The organism is Azotobacter salinestris (assembly GCF_009363155.1).
Classification (GTDB): Bacteria; Pseudomonadota; Gammaproteobacteria; order Pseudomonadales; family Pseudomonadaceae; genus Azotobacter; species Azotobacter salinestris.
The window spans coordinates 3,781,143-3,802,064 of the sequence record NZ_CP045302.1; the positions used below are offsets into that span (position 1 = coordinate 3,781,143).

At 67.5% G+C, this 20,922-nt stretch carries 18 protein-coding genes; 6 read left to right on the plus strand and 12 right to left on the minus strand.

Going from position 1 to position 20,922, the window contains the following annotated elements; translation table 11 throughout:
* Positions 1-235: 235 nt before the first annotated feature.
* Positions 236-991 carry a carbonic anhydrase gene (locus GCU53_RS17710; RefSeq protein ID WP_152388764.1) on the plus strand — a complete coding sequence of 252 codons (756 nt, stop codon included), beginning with the start codon at positions 236-238 and terminating at the stop codon, positions 989-991.
* A gap of 136 nt (positions 992-1,127) precedes the next feature.
* Here GCU53_RS17710 and GCU53_RS17715 read toward each other — a convergent pair whose 3' ends face one another.
* Positions 1,128-1,931, minus strand: coding sequence for a SirB1 family protein (locus tag GCU53_RS17715; protein ID WP_152388765.1), 804 nt, complete (start codon positions 1,929-1,931; stop codon positions 1,128-1,130).
* A 126-nt stretch (positions 1,932-2,057) separates the two neighbouring features.
* On the opposite strand from GCU53_RS17715, the gene GCU53_RS17720 reads away from it, so the two are divergent.
* The 4 genes from GCU53_RS17720 (at position 2,058) to GCU53_RS17735 (ending at position 6,499) form a co-directional block, all read left to right on the plus strand.
* Positions 2,058-3,077: a Leu/Phe/Val dehydrogenase gene (locus GCU53_RS17720; protein WP_152388766.1), complete on the plus strand. Its 1,020-nt coding sequence runs from the start codon at positions 2,058-2,060 to the stop codon at positions 3,075-3,077.
* A gap of 133 nt (positions 3,078-3,210) precedes the next feature.
* The gene (gene pdhA / locus GCU53_RS17725; protein WP_152388767.1) at positions 3,211-4,299 is read left to right on the plus strand and encodes a pyruvate dehydrogenase (acetyl-transferring) E1 component subunit alpha; all 1,089 of its coding nucleotides are present in this window, start codon (positions 3,211-3,213) and stop codon (positions 4,297-4,299) included.
* Positions 4,292-5,278, plus strand: a complete 987-nt coding sequence (locus GCU53_RS17730; RefSeq protein WP_152388768.1) for an alpha-ketoacid dehydrogenase subunit beta — start codon at positions 4,292-4,294, stop codon at positions 5,276-5,278. Before pdhA ends, GCU53_RS17730 begins: the two co-directional genes overlap by 8 nt.
* 117 nt (positions 5,279-5,395) lie before the next feature.
* Positions 5,396-6,499 (plus strand): dihydrolipoamide acetyltransferase family protein, encoded by a 1,104-nt coding sequence (locus GCU53_RS17735; RefSeq protein WP_152388769.1) that lies wholly within the window; start codon positions 5,396-5,398, stop codon positions 6,497-6,499.
* Between the two features lie 131 nt (positions 6,500-6,630).
* Here the strand turns inward: GCU53_RS17735 and GCU53_RS17740 are convergent, their stop codons facing one another.
* From GCU53_RS17740 to GCU53_RS17755, 4 genes are all read right to left on the minus strand, one after another.
* Positions 6,631-8,142 carry a tripartite tricarboxylate transporter permease gene (locus tag GCU53_RS17740; RefSeq protein ID WP_152388770.1) on the minus strand — a complete coding sequence of 504 codons (1,512 nt, stop codon included), beginning with the start codon at positions 8,140-8,142 and terminating at the stop codon, positions 6,631-6,633.
* 21 nt (positions 8,143-8,163) lie between these two features.
* The gene (locus GCU53_RS17745; protein ID WP_152388771.1) at positions 8,164-8,658 is read right to left on the minus strand and encodes a tripartite tricarboxylate transporter TctB family protein; all 495 of its coding nucleotides are present in this window, start codon (positions 8,656-8,658) and stop codon (positions 8,164-8,166) included.
* Position 8,659: 1 nt separating this feature from the next.
* A complete protein-coding gene (locus tag GCU53_RS17750) occupies positions 8,660-9,619 on the minus strand; it encodes a Bug family tripartite tricarboxylate transporter substrate binding protein (RefSeq protein WP_152388772.1) in 960 nt (319 codons plus the stop codon).
* Positions 9,620-9,947: 328 nt separating this feature from the next.
* Positions 9,948-10,163, minus strand: coding sequence for a DUF3509 domain-containing protein (locus GCU53_RS17755; RefSeq protein WP_152388773.1), 216 nt, complete (start codon positions 10,161-10,163; stop codon positions 9,948-9,950).
* A 278-nt stretch (positions 10,164-10,441) separates the two neighbouring features.
* On the opposite strand from GCU53_RS17755, the gene GCU53_RS17760 reads away from it, so the two are divergent.
* The gene (locus GCU53_RS17760) at positions 10,442-10,942 is read left to right on the plus strand and encodes a phosphate-starvation-inducible protein PsiE (RefSeq protein ID WP_152389950.1); all 501 of its coding nucleotides are present in this window, start codon (positions 10,442-10,444) and stop codon (positions 10,940-10,942) included.
* An 80-nt stretch (positions 10,943-11,022) separates the two neighbouring features.
* Here GCU53_RS17760 and GCU53_RS17765 read toward each other — a convergent pair whose 3' ends face one another.
* The 7 genes from GCU53_RS17765 to GCU53_RS17800 form a co-directional block, all read right to left on the minus strand.
* Positions 11,023-13,644, minus strand: a complete 2,622-nt coding sequence (locus GCU53_RS17765; RefSeq protein WP_152388774.1) for a DEAD/DEAH box helicase — start codon at positions 13,642-13,644, stop codon at positions 11,023-11,025.
* Between the two features lie 146 nt (positions 13,645-13,790).
* A complete protein-coding gene (locus GCU53_RS17770; RefSeq protein WP_152388775.1) occupies positions 13,791-14,255 on the minus strand; it encodes a multidrug transporter in 465 nt (154 codons plus the stop codon).
* Between the two features lie 457 nt (positions 14,256-14,712).
* Positions 14,713-16,158 carry a mannose-1-phosphate guanylyltransferase/mannose-6-phosphate isomerase gene (locus GCU53_RS17780; RefSeq protein WP_152388776.1) on the minus strand — a complete coding sequence of 482 codons (1,446 nt, stop codon included), beginning with the start codon at positions 16,156-16,158 and terminating at the stop codon, positions 14,713-14,715.
* A gap of 97 nt (positions 16,159-16,255) precedes the next feature.
* Positions 16,256-16,900 carry an alginate O-acetyltransferase AlgF gene (locus tag GCU53_RS17785; protein ID WP_152388777.1) on the minus strand — a complete coding sequence of 215 codons (645 nt, stop codon included), beginning with the start codon at positions 16,898-16,900 and terminating at the stop codon, positions 16,256-16,258.
* 34 nt (positions 16,901-16,934) lie between these two features.
* Positions 16,935-18,101 carry an alginate O-acetyltransferase gene (locus tag GCU53_RS17790; RefSeq protein WP_152388778.1) on the minus strand — a complete coding sequence of 389 codons (1,167 nt, stop codon included), beginning with the start codon at positions 18,099-18,101 and terminating at the stop codon, positions 16,935-16,937.
* Between the two features lie 13 nt (positions 18,102-18,114).
* Positions 18,115-19,608, minus strand: coding sequence for an MBOAT family O-acyltransferase (locus GCU53_RS17795; protein ID WP_152388779.1), 1,494 nt, complete (start codon positions 19,606-19,608; stop codon positions 18,115-18,117).
* A 191-nt stretch (positions 19,609-19,799) separates the two neighbouring features.
* On the minus strand, positions 19,800-20,921 hold the full coding sequence (locus GCU53_RS17800; RefSeq protein WP_152388780.1) for a mannuronate-specific alginate lyase: 1,122 nt from the start codon (positions 20,919-20,921) through the stop codon (positions 19,800-19,802).
* Position 20,922: the final 1 nt, after the last annotated feature.

Consider the following 20,922-nt stretch of genomic DNA (forward strand, 5'->3'; position numbering starts at 1 on the left):
GCGCCACTATAACAAGACCGGCTGATGGAAGGGACTTTCTTAATTACCGGTCGTGCCGGAACAGGTATCTTCTCTTGTAGTTTTTCTACGAAAAAGTTGCCAGCCGAAAGTTTCAGACTGTTGCTTCGCAAGAGGCCGCGGTCATGTATTCGGCTGCGCGTCTTTCCGCTCTCGAGAAGGCTTTCGGCGAACTTCAAGCACTTAAAGCCAACACGAAAAAACAACAAGGTCATATATGGAGAAAGTTATTGTTGCGCCCGTTCTGCTCGCGCTGGCCGTCTCCAGCGCCGTCGCCTCCGAAAGCCACGACAAGCCGCACTGGTCCTACGAGGGGCACACCGGCGCCGAGCACTGGGGCAACCTGCACAGCGACTACGCGACCTGCAAGCACGGTCAGGCCCAGTCGCCCATCGATATCCAGCACTCCGACGTCGCCGGGGCCGAGCTGTCGCCGATCGCCTTCGAGTACGCGCCGAGCCCGGCGAAGGTCGCGAACAACGGGCACACCGTGCAGATCGACTTCGACGCTGCCGGGCACATCAAGCTGGGCGAGGAGAGCTTCCGCCTGCACCAGTTCCACTTCCATACCCCCAGCGAGGAGCGGGTGAACGGCGAAACCCATCCGATGGTCGCCCACATGGTGCACCGCAGCGACGCCGGCGAGCTGGCGGTGGTGGCCGTGCTGTTCAGGGAAGGCCGCAGGCACGAGGCGCTCGACAAGGTATTCGCCACCATGCCGGGCGAGGCCCAGGGCAAGGCCGAGCTGGCGGAGCTGTTCCATCCGGCCCATCTGCTGCCGGAGGCGCAGGACTACTACCACTACATCGGCTCGCTGACCACGCCGCCGTGCACCGAGGGCGTGCGCTGGCACGTGCTCAAGCAGCCCATGGAGGTTTCCGCCGAGCAGATCGCCGCGTTCAGGAAGCTCTATCCGATGAATGCCCGTCCGGTGCAGCCGCTCAACGGCCGAGCCGTGCAGGCCCGCCTGTAATCCTTCGTCCGGGGAAGGCCGGGGCAGTCCGCGCCACGACGCTTCCGGCCGCTCCCCGGCCTTGCGGATCGCCTCTCTCGCCCCAGCCTGCCTGGCGGCCGCTTTCGGTGCGCTCGCCGCCTCGCCATTCAGCCACTCAATGCAGCGCCGCCACCACTTCCACCTGACGCAGGCGCTGGCTCAGCTGCAGGCGCTCGGCCGGGTCGTCGCAGAGCAGCAGGGCGCGCTGCAGGTCGAAGCGCTCGCCCTGGGGGCATTCGAGCAGCTTGTAGAGGTCGGCGCGGGCGAGGTGGTCGGCGACGCTGGGCGGGCCGAGCAGCAGGACCCGCTCGGCATCCTTCAGGGCCGCCAGCGGGTCGTCGTTCTGCTGGTGCAGCTGGCGCAGCTGGCGCGACAGGTGCTGCAGCAGGCAGTGCGCGGGGCAGGGCTGCAGGTGGCGGGCTTCGAGCGCCGTCGGCGCGCCGTGCTGGCGCAGTAGCAGCTCGCGGCAGTCGCGGCTGTAGAGGCGGCGGCCGGTGACCGGATCGAGCAGGTAGTCGGCATTATCCATGCGCAGCAGGATCTGTCCGGGGAAGTCCACGCCGTGCAGGGGGATCTCCAGGCGCCGGGCCACTTCCAGGGCGATCAGCGCCAGCGCCTGCGGGAGGCCGCGACGCTGTTGCAGCACCCGGTGCACCAGCGCCGCGGCGGGGCGCAGGGGCAGGTGGTCCTCCTCCTGGAAGCCCAGCTCGTGCAGCTGGCGCAGCAGCGGCTGGCCCAGCTCCGGCACGGGCAGGCCGGGCAGGCCGGCGGCGACCTGCTGCGCCAGGCTGCCGATGTCGCGCAGGGCCAGTTCGGGGCGCAGGGCGGGGTCGTGCTCGGTGGCGATCCACAGGGCGGCCTCGAAGAGGGCCGGCGGATCGCGTTGCAGACAGGCGAAGCAGGCTTGGCGCGAGTTCATGGGCATACTCCTGCACTCTTGTCCTGTTTTTAGCCGCTGCGGAAGGATCCGTCCAGAACGCGCCAGCCCCTGTGGCCCGGGGGCTGCGCCTATACTCAGGGTGAACGTCAGCCAGGGAGTATCGCCATGTTCGCCCTGATGAAGGCCGCCCGGCTCGAGGCATTGCATCTGGCGCGGGATCCCGTCACCGGCCTCGAAGCCATCATCGCCATCCACAACACCCGTCTCGGTCCCGCGCTCGGCGGCTGCCGCTTCCTCGACTACGCCGACACCGAAAGCGCGGTGCGCGACGCCATGCGCCTGGCCCAGGGCATGAGCTACAAGGCCGCGCTGGCCGGGCTGGAGCTCGGCGGCGGCAAGGCGGTGCTGATCCGCCCGCCGCACATCGGCGACCGCTGCGCGCTGTTCCAGGCCTTCGGACGCTTCATCGAAACCCTCAATGGCCGCTACATCACCGCCGTCGACAGCGGCACCTCGAGCGCCGACATGGACTGCATCGCCCGGCAGACCCGGCACGTCACCAGCACCACCGACGAGGGCGATCCCTCGCCGCACACCGCCGCAGGGGTGTTCGCCGGCATCCGCGCCACGGCCAGGGCGCGCCTGGGCTGCGAGGAGCTGGAGGGCCTGCGCATCGCCGTGCAGGGCCTCGGCCATGTCGGCTATGCGCTGAGCGAGCGGCTCGCCGCGGCCGGGGCCGAACTGCTGGTCAGCGACCTCGACCAGAGCCGCGTGCAGCAGGCGGTCGAGCACCTGGGCGCGCGACCGGTGGCCAGCGACGCACTGCTGCGCGAGCCCTGCGACATCCTGGCGCCCTGCGGCCTGGGCGGCATCCTCAGCGGCGAGTCGGTCGGCACGCTGCGCTGCGCCGCGGTGGCCGGCGCGGCCAACAACCAACTGGCCGGCCCGGAGGTCGCCGACCTGCTGCAGAAGCGCGGCATCCTCTACGCGCCGGACTACGTCATCAATGCCGGCGGACTGGTCTATGTGGCGCTGCGCCATCGCGGCGAGAGCGACGAGAGCATCGGTGCGCACCTGGGCGGCATCCGCCAGCGACTGAGCGCCATCTACGCGCGGGCCCAGGCCGAGGGACGCTCGCCGGCGCGCATCGCCGACGAAGAGGCGGAGCGGCTGATCTACGGCTAGAGTTCAGGGGGTGCCGGCGCCGGGGAGCGCCACGCCACCCGCGCCTTCGCGGCTTTCGACATGCATTTCGTGCACTGCCCGCCGTCACGAGCGGCGGGTTCGGACGCGCCCACAAGGCGCTGAGGAGCCCAGAATGTCACCCGATCTTCCCTATACCCGCTACCTGGCGCCGGACGGCCGCCCGGTGACCGAGCTGCCCGGCTGGGCCGACGACTTCAACCTGCTCACCCGGCTCTACCGGCAGATGGTGCTGACCCGTCTGTTCGACCAGAAGGCGGTGGCCCTGCAGCGTACCGGCCGGATCGGCACCTATGCGCCGACCCTCGGCCAGGAGGCCATCGGCGTGGCCATCGGCAGCCTGATGCAGGCCGAGGACGTGCTGGTGCCCTACTACCGCGACACTGCCGTGCAACTGATGCGCGGGGTGCGCATGGAGGAAATCCTCCTCTACTGGGGCGGCGACGAGCGCGGCAGCGACTTCGCCGATCCGCGCGCCGCCCAGGACTTCCCGATCTGCGTGCCGATCGCCACCCAGGCCCTGCATGCCTGCGGCGTGGCCACGGCATTCAAGATCCGCGGCGAGCACCGCGTCGCCGTCACCACCTGCGGCGACGGCGCGACCAGCAAGGGCGACTTCCTCGAGGCGCTGAACGTCGCCGGGGCCTGGCAACTGCCGGTGGTCTTCGTGGTCAACAACAACCAGTGGGCGATCTCGGTGCCGCGGCGCATCCAGTGCGGCGCCCCGACCCTGGCGCAGAAGGCGCTCGGCGCCGGCATCCACGGCGAGCAGGTCGACGGCAACGACATCCTCGCCGTCTGCGACCGCATGCGCCAGGCCCTGGCACGCGCCCGCCACGGCAAGGGCCCGGTGCTGCTGGAGTGCCTGAGCTACCGCCTGGGCGACCACACCACCGCCGACGACGCCACCCGCTACCGCTGCGCCGAGGAGGTCCGCCACGCCTGGGAGGAGGAGCCGGTCAGGCGCCTGCAGGCCTTCCTCGCCGGCCAGGGGGTGTGGGACGAGGGCCGTGAACAGGCGCTGATCGCCGACTGCCAGACTGAAGTGCAGCGCGCCGTGGAGGCCTTCGAGGCGGCCGGCGTGCAGCCGCTGCCCGCGGTGCTCGAGCACGTCTACGCGCGCTGGCCCTCGGCCCTGGCCGAGCAGCGCGAGATGCTCGGGGAACGGTTGGCCCGCCGTCAGGGAGGCGAAGATCATGAGTAACGGCAAATACACCCTGGTGGAGGCGGTCAACCTGGCCCTGCACCGGGCGATGCGCGACGACCACAGCGTGGTGGTGCTCGGCGAGGACGTCGGGGTCAACGGTGGGGTGTTCCGCGCCACCCTTGGGCTGCGCGAGGCCTTCGGCTTCAAGCGGGTGCTGGATACGCCGCTGGCCGAGACCATGCTCGCCGGCCTCGCGGTCGGCATGGCCGCCCAGGGCCTCAGGCCGGTGGTCGAGATCCAGTTCATGGGCTTCATCTACGCCGCCACGGAGCACCTGGTGTCCCACGCCAGCCGCCTGCGCAACCGCACCCGTGGCCGGCTGAGCTGCCCGATGGTGATGCGCACGCCGATGGGCGCCGGCATCCGCGCGCCGGAGCACCACAGCGAGAGCACCGAGGCGCTGTTCGCGCACGTTCCCGGTCTGCGCGTGGTGGTGCCGTCGTCCCCAGCGCGGGCCTACGGCCTGCTGCTGGCGGCCATCGACGATCCCGACCCGGTGGTCTTCCTCGAGCCGACCCGGCTGTACCGGATGAACCCGCAGCCCCTGGTCGACGACGGCCGGCGCCTGCCGCTGGACAGCTGCTTCACCCTGCGCGAGGGCCGCGACCTGACCCTGGTCAGCTGGGGCGCCAGCGTCCACGAAACCCTGCAGGCCGCGGCCGCCCTGGCCGAGCGCGGCGTCGACGCCGAGGTGGTCGACGTCGCCTGCCTCAAGCCGCTGGACCTCGACACCCTGGAGGCCTCGGTGCGCAAGACCGGGCGCTGCGTAATCGTCCACGAGGCGCCGAAGAGCTGCGCGGTTGGCGCGGAGATCGCCGCCAGCCTCTACGAGCGCGTCCTGCTCGACCTGCACGCGCCGATCCAGCGCGTCGCCGCCCCGGATATCCCGCCGCCGCTGTACCGTCTGGAGCAGTTCTACCTGCCGGGCACCGAGGACATCCTCGCCGCCTGCGAGACGGTGCTGGACTACGCCTGAATCGCGCATCTTCGTGCAGGGGCCAGCTTGCTGGCGATGCTCCTGGCGGAGCACTGATCGCCAGCACCCAGGTTCCTGCGGCGATGCGGGGCATGCAGAAGAATGGGAGTGAACGCAATGAAATATTTCAAACTGCCCGACCTCGGCGAAGGCCTGCAGGAAGCCGAGATCGTCGAGTGGCACGTCAAGGCCGGCGATCGCGTGAAGGCCGACCAACTGCTGGTCTCGGTGGAGACCGCCAAGGCCATCGTCGACATCCCGGCGCCCTACGACGGGGTGGTGGCCAAAACCTTCGGCCAGGTGGGCGATCTGTTGCACGTCGGCGAGCCGCTGCTCGGCTACGAAGGGGAGGGCGATGCCGGCACCGTGGTCGGTCGCCTGGAGGGCGGTGCCGAGGGCCAGGCGGACAGCTTCTGCGTCGGCGCCGCGCCCTCGACCCGCGAACACCTGGCGCCGCGGGCGACGCCGGCGGTGCGTCAGCTGGCCCAGAAGCTCGGCGTCGAGCTGGCCGGCCTGACCGGCTCCGGCCCGGACGGGCTGGTCACCCGCGCCGACGTGGAGGCCGCCGCGGAAGGCGCGCGCGAGCGTTTCGGCGGCGAGAAGCTGCGCGGCGTGCGGCGCAGCATGGCGATCAACATGGCCCGCGCGCATGCCGAGGTGGTGCCGGTGACCCTGTTCGCCGACGCCGACCTGCACCGCTGGCCGCAGGCCCGCGACCCGCTGGTGCGTCTGGCCAGGGCGATCGCCGCCGCCTGCGCCGCCGAGCCGCTGCTCAACGCCTGGTTCGACGGCAAGAGCCTGTCGTTGCGCCAGCATGAGCAGCTCGACCTGGGCATCGCCGTGGATACCCCGGACGGCCTGTTCGTGCCGGTGCTGCGCAACGTCGGCGCGCGCAGTGCGGAGGATCTGAAGGAGGGCATGGCGCGGCTGCGTGCCGATGTGCGGGCGCGCTCCATTCCGCCCCAGGAGATGATGGGCGCGACCCTCACCCTGTCCAACTACGGCACCCTGTTCGGTCGCTACGCCAACCCCGTGGTGGTACCGCCACAGGTGGCCATCGTCGGCGCCGGAACCATCCGCGAGGAGCCGGTGGCGGTGGACGGCCAGGTGGCGGTGCATCCGGTGCTGCCGCTGTCCTTGACCTTCGACCACCGCGCGGTCACCGGCGGCGAGGCGGCGCGCTTCCTCAAGGCGCTGGTCGAGGCGCTGGAGCAGCCATGACGCCTTGCAAACACCCGGGGTTTCGCCGGCGGAGCTGCGGCAGTGCAGCGATGAAGGCCAGCCTTGCCTGAGATGGCTGGCTTTCCTTCACGGCACGCGTAGCGATCCGCCAGCAGAGCTGTCGAGTACGCTCAATCGTGCTCCTGCAAGCGAATGCCGCGGGCGTGCAGCAGGGGAGGGACGATCAGGATCAGCAGCGTCAGGGCGAGGAGCGCGGCGGAAATGGGTTGCGTCACGAACACGAGCCAGTCTCCCTGGCTGATGGACAGGGCGTTGCGCAACTGCTTCTCGGCCATGGGGCCCAGCAGCATGCCCACGATCACGGGGGCGATGGGAAAGTCGAGGCGACGCATCACTACCCCGAGCCAGCCGATCGCCAGCATGAGCAGGAGGTCGAAGGAGGACTGGCGCATGCCGTACACGCCGATGGTGGCGAACACGAGAATGCCGGCATTCAGGTAGGGGCGGGGAATCCGCAGGAGCTTGACCCACAGGCCCACCAAAGGAAGATTCAAAACGAGCAGGATCGTGTTGCCGATGTACAGAGAGGCAACCAGAGCCCAGACCAGTTCCCCCGATGTCTGGAAGAGCAGCGGACCCGGCTGCAGGTTGTAGTTCTGGAAGGCGGCCAACAGAATCGCTGCGGTGGCAGAGGTTGGTATGCCCAGGGTCAGCAGCGGTACCAGGGAGCCCGTTGCGCTCGCGTTGTTGGCCGCCTCGGGGCCGGCAACGCCCTCGATGGCCCCCTCGCCTTTGTTGGCCGCGAACTCTTGCGGATGCTTGCTGAGCTTGCGCTCGGCCGAATAGGACAGGAACGTCGGAATTTCAGCGCCACCGGCCGGGATCGATCCGAACGGAAAGCCGATGAGCGTTCCCCGTAGCCAGGCCGGAACCGATCGCTTCCAGTCGGCGCGGGTCATCCATACGGAAGTCAAACGATGTGGACTGCCCGCTTCTTCTCCCTGGTAGAGCAGACCGTACAGGGCTTCGCCGACGGCAAACAACCCGACGGCAACGAGTACGACCTCGATGCCATCGATCAACTCGGGTATCCCCCATGTGTAACGGGCAACGCCCGAGAGGGAATCCAGGCCGATCAGGCCGATGGTCAGTCCAAGGCCCAGTGAGGCGAGGCCGCGCAGCATGGAGGATCCGAGCACCGCGGACACGGTCGTGAAGGCGAGCACCAGAATCGCGAAATATTCCGCGGGGCCGAATTTCAGGGCCAGGTTGGCAATGACAGGCGCAAAAAGGGTCAGCAAGACCGTGGCGATCGTTCCGGCCACGAATGAGCCGATGGCTGCCGTTGCCAGGGCGGGACCTGCCCGTCCGTGGCGTGCCATGGAGTTGCCTTCCAGGGCCGTGACCATGGAGGCCGACTCCCCTGGCGCATTGAGCAGAATGGAGGTTGTGGAGCCTCCGAACTGGGCGCCGTAATAGATGCCGGCGAACATGATCAGGGCGCCGGTGGGATCGACCTTGGCCGTGATCGGCAGCAGCAGGGCAATCGTCAGCGCCGGTCCGATACCCGGCAGGACGCCGATCGCGGTGCCAAGCAGGCAGCCGATAAACCCGCAGATCAGATTGAGCGGGGCAAGTGCAGTGGCGAAGCCTGTGGCCAGGCTCGAGAGGATTTCCGGCATGCTGACCTCCTTGAGCCCGGCTCAAATCCAGGCATTGACGAGAGGCGGAAGGGAAACCCCAAGCCCGATGCTGAAAAGCCAGTAGACCGGTAGTGCCAGGGCGATGCCGATGGCGAAGTCCCGTGCCGGACGGCGACTGCCGAACCCATGTGCCGAGCAGGCGAACAGCAGCGCCGCAGCCAGCACGAACCCGATATGCGTGATGAGCAGGGCACAGATCGCAAGGCCCGCGGTAACCCAGCAGGCTCCCGTCTTGCCGCCGGGCAGGGCCTTGGTAACTCTGCCGCTGTCGTATGCAGGCTCTCGGAAGCCACCGCCGATGGCCTGAAGGCTTATCGACACACCCACGATCCCCAGAAACACTGCCACGGCATAGGGATAGACGTGCGCCCCCAGGACGGTGAACCCCTTCTCCGCAGGAAAGCGGGATGCGCCGATCGCCAATGCCGCACTCATGAGGATGAGACTTGCGCCGACCGCCAGCTGTGCCGGGCATACTTTTCGAGGACGGGTCATATCAGAGCAGACCGACCTTGATCAGCATGTCGCGCAGGCGAGAGTGCTCATCTTCGACGAACTTGGCAAAGTCATCCCCGCTGATGAAGCCGGGTAGCCAGGCATTGGTTTGAAGACTTTCTTTCCACAGGTTTGTGCTGGTGGCGGCCAGAACGGCGTCGGTCACTTCCCGGCGTTGTGCCGGCGTGAGGTCGGCTGCGCCATAGACACCGCGCCAATTGCCGATGGTCATGTCCAGTCCCCGCTCTTTGAGCGTCGGTGCATCGACACCGGCAATGCGGCTGGGCGAGCCGACGGCGAGGACGCGGAACTGACCGGACTCGATGTATTTCGAAAGCTCGGCATAGCCGCCGGTGATCGCCGTGACATGGCCTCCGAGGGCCGCCGCGACGGCTTCGCCCCCTCCGCCGAAGGCGATGTAGTTCACCTTGTCGATCGGGATGTTCAGCTTGCCCGCCAATTCGGCGATTCCGATGTGATCCACCGAACCCTTGGATCCGCCAGCCCATTTGACGTTGGACGGGTTGGCCTCGAGTTCGGCCAGCAGGTCGTCCAGCGTCTTGTAGGGAGAGGCTTTGCGCACGGCGATCACGTTGTATTCGTGGAAAAGCCGTGCGATCGGCGTCACCTTCTCCAGGGTGATCGGTGGCCTGTTCTGGACCACGGCACCGACCATGACCGCGCCGACGATGAGCAGGGCATTCGGGTTGCCCCGGGTGCTGTTGGCGAATTGCGCCAACCCGAGCGTTCCTCCGGCGCCTCCCTTGTTCTCGAAGGTGACCGCCTTTGCCGCCTTGGCCTCGATCAAGGCCTTGCCCAATATGCGGGCGGTCTGGTCATAACCACCGCCGGTTGGACCGGGGACCATGAATTTGACGGTGTCCAGCGCAAGGGCCGATGTGGCGAGCAGAGTGAGGGCTGTGACGATCAACACACCGAATCGACGGAGCGAGACGAACATGGATTGTCTCCAGGCCGCAGTGACTCACTGATGCCAAGTGAATATTTGTCATCCATTCCAGTTGGATCTTGACCAATGACCGGGCGCCATTCTGTTGAAGGTGCGCCCATGGACAAGTGTAGGTCGGCGCCTGGAGGTTTTTGGCCAGCCTCGACTCGGGAAGGCTTGAAGGCGTCGGGCTGCTGCCTTCGCCGACATGACATGTCGAATGGTTCAGCCGGCCACGTATCACCGTTTCTGTTGTGCCGGTGCCGTATGGGCCGTTCGGGACAGGCGGTTCGGACCTGGCTTGTCGCGCCGGGGGAGAGCGGCAAGCGGGGGGCTGGCCTTATTTCCAGCCCGCCAGCTCTCCCTTCACTGCCGCGATGCAGCCCTGCAGGCGCTGCGGGTCGCGCCATTGCTCGGCCTCGATGAGGTGGCGCAGGGCGATGCCCGTGTCGTCGGAAAGCGTCATCAGAATGCTGCCGTCCGGGCCGTTCACGCAGAAATTGACGTTGTATTCCGCCTGGAAAGCCTGGCTGATGGTCTGAAAAGGGCTATCCATGGGCGTACTTCCTGCACGAGTGTCTGATGAACGAATGGACAGGCAGCCGTGGAGCAAGTTCGCGTCAGCCGACCAGATGCGACTATTGTACCGGCCTTTGTCCTTGAGTTGGCTTCGACGATTTGCAAAACATGTGCTAGTGCGTTTCGGCGTCGAGCTGTTGATAATGCCCCTACGGATTCGATGAGATATCTGGTCTGCTTCATGCATGTTCCATGCATCCATTCAAGGTCGCCTGCCGGGCCGTCTCCGACGGGCGCTTACGCGAGGGCTGTAAATTGAAGATCGAAAAAGCTGAAGAGTTGCGGCAGCACATGCATGGGCTGGCCGAGTCGCTGGGCAACCTGCTGGTGGAGGGTTTCCACTACATGGCGCTGTTCGCCATCGGCGGTGTGACGGCCTGGGCCGCGGTGCATGCCTTCTTCGACATGGTGGCGAAGGGGCATATCAGCATCGACGATATCCTCCTGCTGTTCATCTATCTCGAACTCGGCGCCATGGTGGGGATCTACTTCAAGACCAACCACATGCCGATCCGCTTCCTCATCTATGTGGCGATCACCGCGCTGACCCGCCTGATGATCGGCGACATTTCCCACAACCACACACCCACCTGGGGTGTGGTGATCGTGTCCGGGGCGATCCTGCTGCTGGCCCTGTCCAACCTGGTGGTGCGCTACGCCTCCTCGCGCTTCCCGTCCGAGAAGTCGGACAGCCCGTCGTCGATGCGCCGGCGCTTCCTGATGCCCAAGGAAAAGGCCACCGCCACGACCGAGTGAGCGGGGCGCGCCGAGCGGAGCCCATCCCGCCCGGGCGGCGGGGAGCGTGCAGGGATGCACGCCTCAAGGCCTTCCGCCTGCTACTCCAGCGGCGCGAACAGCGCGGCGATATCTTCCTCTTCCATTCTCCAGTCGCCCTGGACGGCGCCTTCCAGCAGGCCATGGGCCAGTTCGGCCTTGGCTTTCTGCAGTTGCTGGATCTTCTCCTCGACGCTGCCGCGGGCGATCAGCCGGTAGACGAACACCGGCTTGTCCTGGCCGATGCGGTAGGCGCGGTCGCTGGCCTGGGCCTCGGCAGCCGGATTCCACCAGGGATCGAAATGGATCACGGTGTCGGCGGCGGTCAGGTTCAGCCCGGCGCCGCCGGCCTTCAGGCTGATCAGGAACACCGGCAGCCGGCCAGCCTGGAATTCCTCCACCGGCGTGCGACGGTCGCGGGTGGCACCGGTCAGTTGGGCATAGGGGATCTTGCGCGCCTTCAGTTCCGCGGCGATCAGCTCGAGCACGCCGGTGAACTGGGAGAACAGCAGCACGCGCCGGCCCTCGGCGAACAGTTCCTCGAGCATCGGCAGCAGCGCGCTCAGCTTGGCGGAGTCGGCGGCCTTGCAGTCGGCCGCCGCCTCGTCGTCGAGCAGGCGCAGGTCGCAGCACACCTGGCGCAGGCGCAGCAGGGCCTCGAGAATCAACAGCTGGCTGCGCGCCAGGCCCTGGCGCTCGATCTCCGCACGGATCTTGCGGTCCATCGCCAGGCGCAGGGCCTCGTAGCGGTCGCGCTGCGCCTCGGTCAGCTCCAGGTACTGGGTGATCTCGCTCTTGGGCGGCAGCTCGGGGGCCACCTGCTCCTTGGTCCGGCGCAGCAGGAAGGGGCGCACCCGGGCCTTGAGGTGGTTCAGGCGGGCGAGGTCGCCGTGCTTCTCGATGGGGACGCGGTAGTCCCGCTTGAAGGCCTGCTGATCGCCCAGCCAGCCGGGCATCAACAGGTGGAACAGCGACCAGAGTTCGCCCAGGTGGTTTTCCATCGGCGTTCCGGTCAGGCACAGGCGATGCCGGGCGTTCAGTTCCCGCGCCGCCTGGGCGGCCTTGCTGCGCGGGTTCTTGATGTTCTGCGCCTCGTCGAGGATCAGCAGGTGGTAGGGCTGGCGGGCCAGGGCCTTGAGATCCCGGGAGAGCAGGGCATAGCTGGTCAGCAGCAGGTCGGCGCTGCCCATCTCCTCGAACAGGGCGCTGCGCCGCGGGCCGTGCAGGGCCAGCACACGCAGGCCGGGGGCGAAGCGCGCGGCCTCGTCCTGCCAGTTGGGGATCAGGCTGGTCGGCATGACGATCAGCGCCGGCGCGCTGAGGCGCCCGGATTCCTTCTCCAGCAGGATGTGCGCCAGGGTCTGCAGGGTCTTGCCCAGGCCCATGTCGTCGGCCAGCACGCCGCCGACCTGCAGCTCGCGGAGCGTCTGCAGCCAGGCCAGGCCCTGCAGTTGGTAGGGGCGCAGCTCGGCCTGCAGGCCGGCGGGGGCGCTGACCGGCTGTTGCGGCAGGTCGCGCAGGCGCCGGGCGAAGGCGCGCAGCGCCTCGCCGCCCTGCCAGTGCAGCGGCAGTTCCGTCTCCAGGGCGGCCAGCCGGGCTGCGTCGGGGCGCGCCAGGCGCAGGCGCTGCGGGGCCTCGTCCGGGCTCTGGAAGAACAGTTCGCCGAGGCTGGCCAAAAGCGGACGGAGGCGGCCGAAGGGCAGGGCGACGCGCTGGCTGGTGCCCGGAGCACGCGATACCGGCATCAGCAGCAGCTCGTCGTCGGCGCGCCGGGCCAGGACCTCCGGGGTCAGCAGCCAGGGGCTGTGGCGGATGGCGTGGAGCAGGATCGGCAGCAGGCTGAGGCGCTGGCCCTGCACCTCGATGCCCATCTCCAGATCGAACCAGTCCTGGTCGGCAGCCGGCTCCAGCTGCAGGTACCAGTCGTCGATGTCCAGCAGGTTGTAGTGGAAGTCCGGGCGCATCTCGATGTGCCAGCCCTGCTCGCGCAGCCGCGGCAGGTCGCAGCGCACCCAGTGCAGCCAGCTGTCGTCGTCGAGCAGTTCGAGCAGCTCGCCGGCCGTCTCCGGCAGGGCCTCGCTCTTGCGCAGGGCGATGTGGAAGCCCTGGGCGGCGAGGGTCTGCCGATGGCGCGCCTCACTCTCGGGATGGCGGCGGATGCGCAGGATTTCCGTGGCGCCGGGCACCAGCAGGTCCTTGGCCGGCTTGCCGAAGGTCAGTTGCTCGCCATAGCGGAAGGTCAGCGCCGCGCGGTGCTGGGTCTGCTCCACCATGCGTCCCTTGCGCGCGTCGTAGTGCATGCGCACATGGCTGCCGAGGGTCAGCTGGGGGACGGGCTCGAGGTCGTCGATCCGCCGCTCGGGCAACGCCGCCCTCGGTCCGGCGGGCGGTGGCGACTGGCGCTGCAGGGTGAGCAGGGCCGCCACCACATGCTTGCAGTTGTATCCCACCGGGCAGCTGCAGCTGCCCTCGATGCGCCAGCTGCCGGCCTGGCGCTGCAGGTGGATGTGCTGGCGGTAGCGGCGGGTCACCGAGCCCCGGCAACTGGCGTCGATTTCGTGCGGGGCGACCTGCAGCAGGGTGCAGCGTCCCTGGGAGGCGTAGTCCTGGCCGCGCTGCAGGGTGCCGGGGTCGAACTGGTCGCGCCAGTCTTCCTGGCGCATCCGGAGGAGATCGGGCTGCATCAGCGACCCTGCCGTGGCGGGCGCTGCAAGGGGTGGGAGAGGCTGTACATGGGCACTGGAAAATGGATGGAAACCGTCGATTCTCTCACAGCGAAGCGCGTTGGGCAGCCTCGACGGCCGGGCGCGGGACGGGAGGGGCCGGCGGCTCAGTCGGCGAAACGGCCGTCCAGGCGTTCGGCGTGGAACTCCAGGGTCTGCGCCCGGTAGCCATGGCGCAGTGCAGGCAGGGGCAGGCAGGCGTGCCAGTCGCTGCCCGGCGGGAGAGGGCTGGAGGTGCTGTAGTGCGGCATGTCGTAGCGGTCCTCGCTCAGGTCGACGCTGTCGCCGGGGGCATGGGCGGCGATCCGCCAGCGCAGCTCCAGCAGCGGCAGGCGGCTGCCGTTGTGCAGGTGCGCCGCCAGCGGGCGGTCGGCGGGGCACTCGCCAGGGGCGTGGCGCAGCGTGAGCTCCAGCTGGGCGAGGTGCTGCGCGGTGCGCCGCTCCTGCCACAGGGTGCCGGCGGCGATCAGCGCCACGCCGAACGCGGCGGCGAGGGAAACCGTCGCGACCTTGTCGGGGTAGCGCAGCAGCAGGGCCAGCCAGACGAGCAGGAGCAGGGCGCCGATCAGCATGGGCACGCGACGCGGAGAAGGGACATGGGCGGCCTCGGAGCAGGGTGCTACAGGCCATTCTAGGGTCTGTTGACGTTTTGGCGTAGGCCGCGACGGCGGCCCGTTTGGCGCAGAATAAGGAACGAGGAGAGAGGTTTGGTCATTCCAAATGAACGACGAGCGATGCCGTGCTGCGCCAAACGGGCCCCGTCCCTTCGGGTGGGGCCGCCGAGGCTGCGCGGCAAATGCCGCCATGCGGCGTTGCGGGTCTTGGCAAGGGAATGACCATTGCCGGCGACCCGCGCCTTGCCGAACGCGGCCCGACCTGGCGGCATTTGGCGCGGCAGCGCGGCTCACGGCAAAACGTCAACAGACCCTGGGGAGAGCCCGCCCGCCTGATCACGGCGGGGGCCGTATCCGCCGGATTGCCCGGCGGAGAAGGAGGACCGGACGCCTGCGAGTCGTCCGGAGGGGCGGGTCAGCCAGCCACGGAGCGGCTCTGGGCGCCCTCGGTGCGGCCGTAGACGTCCTCGAGACGCTCGATGTCGTCCTCGCCCAGGTAGCTGCCGGACTGCACCTCGATGATCTCCAGCGGGATCTTGCCGGGGTTGGTCAGGCGGTGCACGGCGGCGACCGGGATGTAGGTCGACTGGTTCTCGGTGAGCACGAAGGTCTTCTCGTCGCAGGTCACCTGGGCGGTGCCGGACACCACGATCCAGTGTTCGGCACGGTGGTGGTGCTTCTGCAGCGAGAGGCTGGCGCCCGGCTTGACGGTGATGCGCTTGACCTGGTGGCGGTTGCCCATGTCCACCGAGTCGTAGGCGCCCCAGGGGCGGTAGACCAGGCGGTGGTTCTGGCTTTCCGGACGGCCCCGGTCGTCGAGGGTCTTGACCAGCTTCTTGACGTCCTGAACGCGGTCCTTGTGGACCACCATGGTGGCGTCCTTGGTCTCCACCACCACCACGTTGTCCAGGCCGATCACGGTGACCAGCTTGCCGTTGCCGTGCACCAGGCTGTTGTGGGTGTCGTGGAGGATCACGTCGCCCTTGGTGACGTTGCCGTTCTCGTCCTTGTCGTGCACTTCCCAGATCGAGGCCCAGCAACCGACGTCGCTCCAGCCGGCGCACAGCGGCACGGCGCAGGCATGGCGGGTCTTCTCCATCACCGCATAGTCGATGGAGTTGTCCGGGCAGCAGGCGAAGCTGGCCGGATCGATCTTCAGCTCGTCGTTGTGCTGCTCGCTGCGCTCCAGGGTCAGCAGGCAGTTGTCGTAGATGTCCGGGTCGTGCTCCTTCAGCTCCTCGAGGAAGCGGCTGGCGCGGAACAGGAAGACGCCGCTGTTCCAGAAGTAGTTGCCGGATTCGACGAACTCCTTGGCGCGGGCGAGATCCGGCTTCTCGACGAACTGCAGGACGCGATTGGCCCCTTCGGGCAGGGCGCCCTGCACGGCGAGATCGCACTTGATGTAGCCGTAGCCGGTTTCCGGACGGTGAGCCGGGATGCCGAACAGTACCAGTTCACCCATCTCCGCGGCCTGGGCAGCCACCTTGATGGACTGCTGGAAGGCCTGCTGGTCGGCCAGCACGTGGTCGGCCGGGAGGATCAGCAGCAGTTCGTCACGACCTTCGGCGAGCAGCTTCATGGCGGTCAGGGCGATGGCCGGCGCGGTGTTGCGGCCGAAGGGCTCGAGCAGCAGGCCCTGCACGTGCAGGTCGACGGCCTCGAGCTGCTCCTTGACGATGAAGCGGTGCTCCTGGTTGCAGACCACGATCGGCTTCTGCATGCCTTCGAAGTTCAGGCGCTGCAGGGTCTGCTGGAAAAGCGTCCGCTCGCTGGTCAGGGCGAGGAACTGCTTGGGATACTGCTTGCGGGAGAGGGGCCAAAGACGCGAGCCGCTGCCGCCTGACAAGATCACCGGAATCATGGGTTGTTCTCCTTTGGAAATGGGGGTACTGCCGTTATCGCTGGATCCCTGCTTAGGTGTTCCGCACTGGTCTTGCATGGAGTTTGTGACGGACAACTCACTCTTTCACCGGGGGTTTGACCCAGACGGGATTGATCTGGTTCGCAGAGCCCGTCACATACAGACAGACGATTTCTCCCCGGGCCAGACTGACCGGCTTGAGATCGGCGACCTTGCGTTCGCCGTCGAACAACGCCAGGCTGGCTTTCACCGGATTGATCTCGCGGTCGCCCCGCCCCTGGGGCGCCACGCTCTTCACCACTTCCGTCTTGCCGTCGGCCGTCTTCAGGGTCAGCGGCTTGTCGGAGAGGTTCTGTACCCGCAGCATGGCCTTCTGCTTGCTCTTGAAAGCCGGCTCCTCGACCAGCTGCGGGGCTGCGCCGGCTTGCGTCACCAGCGTGTAATAGTGCTCGGCCGACAGGTTCACCGGCAGGCTGTGGGCACCGATGCGGGCGCTGTACTGGCCGGCCGGCAGGTATTCGAAGCCGCTGCTGGCCAGCGGCGAGACATCCTCCAGCGATACGCTGCCGACGCTGGCGCTGGCCTCCTGGTTGCCGGCGTTGTAGAGCCGCACGAAGGCCGAGCCCTTGGGCGCCACGGCCTCGTAGAGCGCGCCATCCCCGCCTTGGGCCTGGGAGCCGGCGAGGCCGAGCAGCAGGCTCAGGCCGAGGGTGAGGTGGTGTTTGCGATGCAGTCGGGTCATTGCATTACTCCTTGGCGAATCGGCGGACGCGCGCTCAGCGGCGCGCGCTCTGCGGGGTAGTGGTATTGCCGGCCAGTTGCTTGTCCTGGCGTCCAGCGGCCTTGAGCTGGGCGATCCAGTCGGCGTCGAACTCGCTCAGGTCGTAGGCCGTCGGCAGGTAGCGTTCGGGGAATTCCCAGATCACCAGGCGCGGCGGTGCGTTCTTGAAGTCGTCGCTCTGCAGGAACTTGAGCATCGGCAGGATCGGCCCGCGGCCGTCCTCGGCGAAGTTCACGAGGTCGCTGCCGAGCGCCTGGCGCAGCGCGCCGGCGAAGTTCCAGCGCTCGTCGGCGCTGTAGCTGGTGCCGACCAGGGCCACCGGTACCTGGTTGTCGGCGAACAGATCGTCCGCGCCGGTAGCCTGCTCCTCCTGCGGCCGGGTGCTATGCCGGACCAGTTGGTCCGGCGGCGGCAGCAATTCCTCGAACAGCGGGTCGAGCGGCAGGAAGTTGGTCAGGTCGCCCTTGTGCGGACCGGCCGGCAGGGTTTCGGTGACGTAGACGCTGCCGCTTTCCGGGAGCAGGCCGCTCGGCTTGATTGCCGTGGCCAGCTGGCCGGCGACCACCTGGGCGCCGTAGGGCGTCCAGTGGGTATCGGTGCGCAGGAACACCTGGGCCTCGGTCTTGGCCTTTTGCAGCGGGCCAAGCAGGTCTGGCGCCTGGATGCCGGCATCGGCCACAGCCTGGCGGAAGTTCTGGTAGAGCTGCTCGTGCAGGGGCGCCGGGCGCTGCTCGCCGAAGTATTCCGGGTACAGGCGCGCCTTGGCCGGCAGGATCGCCATCACCAGTTGCACGTTGTGCCGCGCCAGGGTTTCGCGCACGCCCTGGATCAGCGCCTGGTTGTCCATGATGTTGTTCGCGGCGGCAGCGGTGGGCTTGAACTCCTCGTCGCTGAACAGCCACTGGTTCGCGCCGATCACCACGCCGGGACGGCCTTCGCCGAACAGGCTGAAGTCCAGTGCGGCCCAGAGGTTGGTGCCGATCCGCTTGATCGGGAATTCGGCGTCGTAGTGCTTCTCGAAGTTCAGGGCCAGCTTGCCGTTGAGGATCGGCGTGTTGTCGGCGGCGGAGAAATCCACGGCGCCCTTGACCGACCACAGGCTGAGCGCAACCAGGCCGCCGATGAAGGTGCCGGCATAAAGCAGGTTGGAGGTTCGGTTCATGACGGACTCCTCTTCAAAACTGGAAGTAGAGGAAAGGCGAGAAACTCTGTGCCGAGAGTTTCAGCACCGAGGCGGCGAACAGCAGCAGCAGGGCCACGCGGGTAGCCGCGCTCGCCAGGGCGTCGAGCCCGGATTGCTGATAGACCAGTGCGCCGTCCGCCGAGTAGGCGAGGTTCGCACCGGGCTCCGGCTGGGTCCTGGGCGCGCCGCCGAGCGGCTGGGCGCGGAACTGGCGGATGCCGAAGAAGCCGATCACCAGCCAGGCGAGCAGCAGGGTGGCGATCTGCAGGCTGGTCAGCTGCGCGCTGTTCAGCTCGGACAGGCTCCAGTCGCCGAAGCTGAACATGGCGACGTACATGCGCCAGGCCACGTCGAGGTTCTCGGCGCGGAAGACCACCCAGCCGATCATCACCAGCAGCAGGGTGAAGGCCCAGCGCGACAGGTTGAGGCTCTTCGGCGCGGCGTTGACGCCCATGGCGCGCTCGAGCGCCAGCCAGGTGCCATGCCAGGCGCCCCAGACCATGAAGGTCCAGTTGGCGCCGTGCCAGAAGCCGCCGAGCAGCATGGTCAGCAGCAGGTTGCGGTAGGTATTGAAGGTGCCGTGGCGGTTGCCGCCCAGCGGCACGTAGAGGTAGTCGCGCAGCCAGGTGGACAGACTGATGTGCCAGCGGCGCCAGAACTCGGTGATCGACTGGCTGATGTAGGGCTGGTTGAAGTTCTCCATGAAGCGGAAGCCCATCATCAGGCCGAGGCCGATGGCCATGTCGCTGTAGCCGGAGAAGTCGAAGTACAGCTGGGCGGTATAGGCCAGGGCGCCGAGCCAGGCGTCGCCGGTGCTGGGGTTCGCCAGGGCGAAGCAGTGGTCGACCAGCGGGGCCAGGCTGTCGGCGATGAACACCTTCTTGACGAAACCCTGCATGAAGCGGCTGGCGCCTTCGGAGAACTTCTCCATGCTGTGGGTGCGCTCGATGAACTGGTCGGCCAGGTCCTTGTAGCGCAGCACGGGGCCTGCGATCAGCTGCGGGAACAGGGCGATGAACGCCGCGAAGTTGATCAGGTTCTCCGTCGGTTCGGTATCGGCGCGGTACACATCGATCAGATAGCTGATCGACTGGAAGATGTAGAAGGAGATGCCGATCGGCAGGATCACGTGGGTGATCACGAACGGCTCCATCCCGGCCGCCTCGAGGACGGCATTGATGTTGGCCACGCCGAAGTTGGCGTACTTGAAGTAGCCCAGGGTGGCCAGGTTGCCCACCACGCCCCAGGCCAGCCAGCGCCTGGCTGCCGGGCTACGCACGCCGGCGGCGAAGATGCGCAGGCCGAACACGTAGTTCCAGAGGGTGACCGCCATGAACAGCAGGAGGAAGTCGACCCGCCACCAGGCATAGAAGGTATAGCTGCCGATCAGAATCAGCAGGTTCCGATAGCGCGCCGGGCTCAGGTAATACAGCCCGAGAAACAGCGGCAAGAATAGAAACAAAAAGACGTTGGATGAAAACACCATTACCCGTGTCTCGCTCGTAGCACCAATTGTTCAGGCTCTTCTATGAGCCCGGCCTCTCCCCCGGAAATTCCCGAAGAGGTCCGTTCCCGGCTGCGTCTCTTGCGCATTTCGGGGCATCCCGCCCGGCCCGGAGGGGCGTGGCGGCCGGCGACGGACTGACTGCCGGCTGCAGGGCGACGTCGGGGCCCGCGCTAGTTGCGCTTGCCGACGGTCGATCCGGGCGACTTCTCGGCCGGATCGAAGATCCGGGTCACGTCGCCGCCCAGGCGGAAATTCTTGAACGGTCCCATCTCGGTCTTCCTTTCCCGCAGGGGGGAGGAGCAGGCGTAGAGCGCGCAGTAGGGTTCCAGCCAGGAGAACTTGGCGTCGGTCTCCAGATCCTCCATGTCTTGCTCCTCGTCGCCGGCCCGCTCGGCGAACGGCTCGGGGGCCTCGACGCCGGCCAGCACATTGCTGGCCAGGCGGCCCAGGGCGCCCTCGTTGGCGCCGCGCAGGTCGACGCCGTTGGCCTGGGCGAAGGCGGCGATCATCATCAGGGGCGGCAGGCTGTAGTTGTGGTAGGCGAGGGCACGCTGGCGACGCTTGAGCTCGTTGGGCAGGAAGCCCTCTGGATCAACCTGCCCGGCGGCGATGCGGAACTGTTCGACCGCCCAGTCGAACAACGGGCGGCGATTGGTTGCCACGCCGGCGGCCATGACCGACCAGGCCGCCCAGTAGGAGTGGTTGTTGATCTGCTTGAGCGGCAGGTCGTTCCAGTCCTTGATCACCTGATCGCCCAGCCTGGCGAACCAGGACTCGATGCGCTTCGCCTGTTCCGGATAGGCCGCCAGCGGTTGCGAGCTGGAGAACTTCAGGCGCAGGTAGGCGCCGGCCAGGCTGCCGAGGGCCCATTTGCGCATGGACTTGCCGGTGTGGTTGTACTCGGTGGACAGCAGCGCGTCGTCCTCGGCCCAGGCGTCCAGCCAGGTCAGGGCGCACTCCAGGTCGCCGGCGCGGCCCTTCTCCATGTAGCGCATGACCATCCGGCTGACGCCGCGCTCGATCTCGGTGATCGGTTTGGTCTTGGCACGGAAGGCCTTTTCCGCCGCCTTGTTGAGGGTCGAGCGGGCCGAGTCCGAGCCTTCGTACTTGCTGCGGAAGACCAGCTCGCCGGTGTAGGGCTCGGGCACCACCGGACAGGCCTGGGCCTCGCCCTTGCGGATCTCCACCGCCGCGTAGTAGCCCTTGGGCGGAACCAGGGCGCTGGCGGCGTGAACGGCGCTGCTCAGCAGCAGGCTGCCGAGCAGACAGGGGAGGGCGAGTCTGGTCTTCATG

Excerpts from the sequence above, each read along its gene's own strand:
- GCU53_RS17710 (WP_152388764.1), top strand. The coding sequence starts at position 236 with ATGGAGAAAGTTATTGTTGCGCCCGTTCTGCTCGCGCTGGCCGTCTCC.
- GCU53_RS17715 (WP_152388765.1), bottom strand. The coding sequence starts at position 1,931 with ATGAACTCGCGCCAAGCCTGCTTCGCCTGTCTGCAACGCGATCCGCCG.
- GCU53_RS17720 (WP_152388766.1), top strand. The coding sequence starts at position 2,058 with ATGTTCGCCCTGATGAAGGCCGCCCGGCTCGAGGCATTGCATCTGGCG.
- pdhA (WP_152388767.1), top strand. The coding sequence starts at position 3,211 with ATGTCACCCGATCTTCCCTATACCCGCTACCTGGCGCCGGACGGCCGC.
- GCU53_RS17730 (WP_152388768.1), top strand. The coding sequence starts at position 4,292 with ATGAGTAACGGCAAATACACCCTGGTGGAGGCGGTCAACCTGGCCCTG.
- GCU53_RS17735 (WP_152388769.1), top strand. The coding sequence starts at position 5,396 with ATGAAATATTTCAAACTGCCCGACCTCGGCGAAGGCCTGCAGGAAGCC.
- GCU53_RS17740 (WP_152388770.1), bottom strand. The coding sequence starts at position 8,142 with ATGCCGGAAATCCTCTCGAGCCTGGCCACAGGCTTCGCCACTGCACTT.
- GCU53_RS17745 (WP_152388771.1), bottom strand. The coding sequence starts at position 8,658 with ATGACCCGTCCTCGAAAAGTATGCCCGGCACAGCTGGCGGTCGGCGCA.
- GCU53_RS17750 (WP_152388772.1), bottom strand. The coding sequence starts at position 9,619 with ATGTTCGTCTCGCTCCGTCGATTCGGTGTGTTGATCGTCACAGCCCTC.
- GCU53_RS17755 (WP_152388773.1), bottom strand. The coding sequence starts at position 10,163 with ATGGATAGCCCTTTTCAGACCATCAGCCAGGCTTTCCAGGCGGAATAC.
- GCU53_RS17765 (WP_152388774.1), bottom strand. The coding sequence starts at position 13,644 with ATGCAGCCCGATCTCCTCCGGATGCGCCAGGAAGACTGGCGCGACCAG.
- GCU53_RS17770 (WP_152388775.1), bottom strand. The coding sequence starts at position 14,255 with ATGCTGATCGGCGCCCTGCTCCTGCTCGTCTGGCTGGCCCTGCTGCTG.
- GCU53_RS17780 (WP_152388776.1), bottom strand. The coding sequence starts at position 16,158 with ATGATTCCGGTGATCTTGTCAGGCGGCAGCGGCTCGCGTCTTTGGCCC.
- GCU53_RS17785 (WP_152388777.1), bottom strand. The coding sequence starts at position 16,900 with ATGACCCGACTGCATCGCAAACACCACCTCACCCTCGGCCTGAGCCTG.
- GCU53_RS17790 (WP_152388778.1), bottom strand. The coding sequence starts at position 18,101 with ATGAACCGAACCTCCAACCTGCTTTATGCCGGCACCTTCATCGGCGGC.
- GCU53_RS17795 (WP_152388779.1), bottom strand. The coding sequence starts at position 19,608 with ATGGTGTTTTCATCCAACGTCTTTTTGTTTCTATTCTTGCCGCTGTTT.
- GCU53_RS17800 (WP_152388780.1), bottom strand. The coding sequence starts at position 20,921 with ATGAAGACCAGACTCGCCCTCCCCTGTCTGCTCGGCAGCCTGCTGCTG.